The sequence below is a fragment of the Rhizobium sp. BK376 genome, from assembly GCF_004341625.1.
Lineage (GTDB): Bacteria > Pseudomonadota > Alphaproteobacteria > Rhizobiales > Rhizobiaceae > Rhizobium.
Genome location: NZ_SLZG01000086.1, coordinates 1 through 1,870 on the forward strand (window position 1 = coordinate 1; position 1,870 = coordinate 1,870).

Consider the following 1,870-nt stretch of genomic DNA (forward strand, 5'->3'; position numbering starts at 1 on the left):
GCCGAAGCCTGGATAACCATCGCCCATATCCGCATCCTTACGCGGCGGCTCGCAAGATATTGCTATCGTTGAACCCTTTTCGAGTCAGACTCTGAACCGACTGCCAGAAGGTAACTTCAATACTGCGATCCTCATCGCCCTTGTTGCGTGACAGCGGCTGATCGACGGAAGACGCTTGCTCTCTATCTTCGATGAGGGGAAGGGCCAAATCGATCGCCGGCTCATTCTCCTTGTCGAAAAGGACGCGAAACACGCGCAGGGACGTGGGATGTTCTTGATATTTTGCTCACCGAGGTCCTCGAAGCTTGCATCGACGCGGTCGCGGAGATGATCGCGCACACCTCGCGTCACACAGATGCCGCCGACATCAGCAAGGCCTTCCAAACGGGCGGCATGGCTGCAAGCTTTCATTCAAGCGGCGGTGCTTCCATTCGAGCAGTCCGATCTGGTGATAGCAGGGGTTTTGTCATAGGCGTCTTTTTCGGCTAGATCGCTGTCGCCCACGGCAAGTCCAGCCAACCGGGTTGTCGCGTGCTATTCCCACCCCAGTTTTATCCGGCTTACCAAAGGCTGGTCGAAACAATCACCATATGACAGAGGACAAGAGGGCAACCACACCCATGGTCCAAATGGCGCCCCCGCACGCGACGGCCGCGCAGAAAGCGCCCGGTCAACGACATTGGAGCGACGATTGCGGCGTGTTCGGTGGAGATGGACAGATATTTGGTCATAACGTTCTCCGAGTGTAGCCGCTCAACGAAGCAGCGAGTGCGAAGTTCCGCGCAGCAAGAGGATGCAGGCTTGAAATAGGCTTGGCGCTTCTCCGGGTGCCATGCCGATCGCGTTTGCGTCAGCTCAAAATAGCCGTGGGCAGCGGATCCACGCGCATGGACGATCCGCTCCGGAAGGCGCTCATGATCGAAGTGAAAAGATCTTTTCCCGCAACACGAAATCTTCAAGCAAGGTAGGGCCGCGGGCTCCGGCGCGAAGACTGTTCTGGTTATCGGAAATCCGAATGCCCTGATTGGTGGTCAGATGGCCGCTTGCGTCGTGGGGCCCCGATGTGGGGACATGCTGGTGGGTTTCACCGCCGTTGCCGCGATCGGTGTCGAACTTGGATTCGTCTGCCATGGAAACTCTCCTCCCCGAGAATGCTGACCGGCTAACGGGGGAGCCTTGGAAGGTTCCGAATGGAAAGCTTAGATGTGCGACTTCAGCCCAACGCAACCTCGGATGGCGTTCGATTGATTTCGTCTTTCCGATGAGTAGGTATTCTCGACGATGATGACAAAAGACTGTCGAGTTCTTCGCGATCGGCACTGAAACGCGCGATGTATCGCAACGCCTGCTGGCGGCTGATTTGACATTGTTCGGCCAAGTCATCAACGGAAAACTGATCGGCTGTCATGCTTGGAAGTCTTGGAAGCCCTTTATTCCGAAACTCCCGTCGTGAGGTTTGTGTTCCCGCAGCCGCGCTCATCTATTGCCGCATTCTAATACTTCCGCGTGTGTTCAGGGATCCAAAGGTGCCCAGATCGTCCTTTACTATTGTTCCTTGGGGATCTTTTTCGCGCATGACCGGCGAGCAAGGAACGGAAACTTGGTTCAGCCGTTTTCTGGCGGTACTCGGGGGCCTTTCCACATATGATTCCCAGTTCCGCGCAGCCTTATCACCGCGTTCTGTCAGATCGTGCCCCAGGAGATGGTGTAACTGGCGGGAGATAGCAAAGCCGAGTGCCCGCGCGCTTCTCGTTGCGCTGTAGCGGGTGATTTGGTTTGCGGGCGGCCATCAGTGTTTTCCGCTAGGGTCGGGTTGTTCAAGACCAACCTGACGGAAAGACCACCGATGACCAATGACATGATGAACGTG

1 protein-coding gene and 2 pseudogenes are annotated in these 1,870 nt (G+C 56.3%); all 3 read right to left on the minus strand.

What is annotated here, in order from left to right:
• Window positions 1-830: 830 nt before the first annotated feature.
• Window positions 831-1,131 (minus strand): annotated as a pseudogene (locus tag EV561_RS36915) (catalase); the annotation flags it as partial.
• Between the two features lie 82 nt (window positions 1,132-1,213).
• Window positions 1,214-1,408 (minus strand): hypothetical protein, encoded by a 195-nt coding sequence (locus EV561_RS36920; protein WP_132528778.1) that lies wholly within the window; start codon window positions 1,406-1,408, stop codon window positions 1,214-1,216.
• A gap of 275 nt (window positions 1,409-1,683) precedes the next feature.
• A pseudogene (locus EV561_RS37815) lies at window positions 1,684-1,870 on the minus strand (hypothetical protein); the annotation flags it as partial.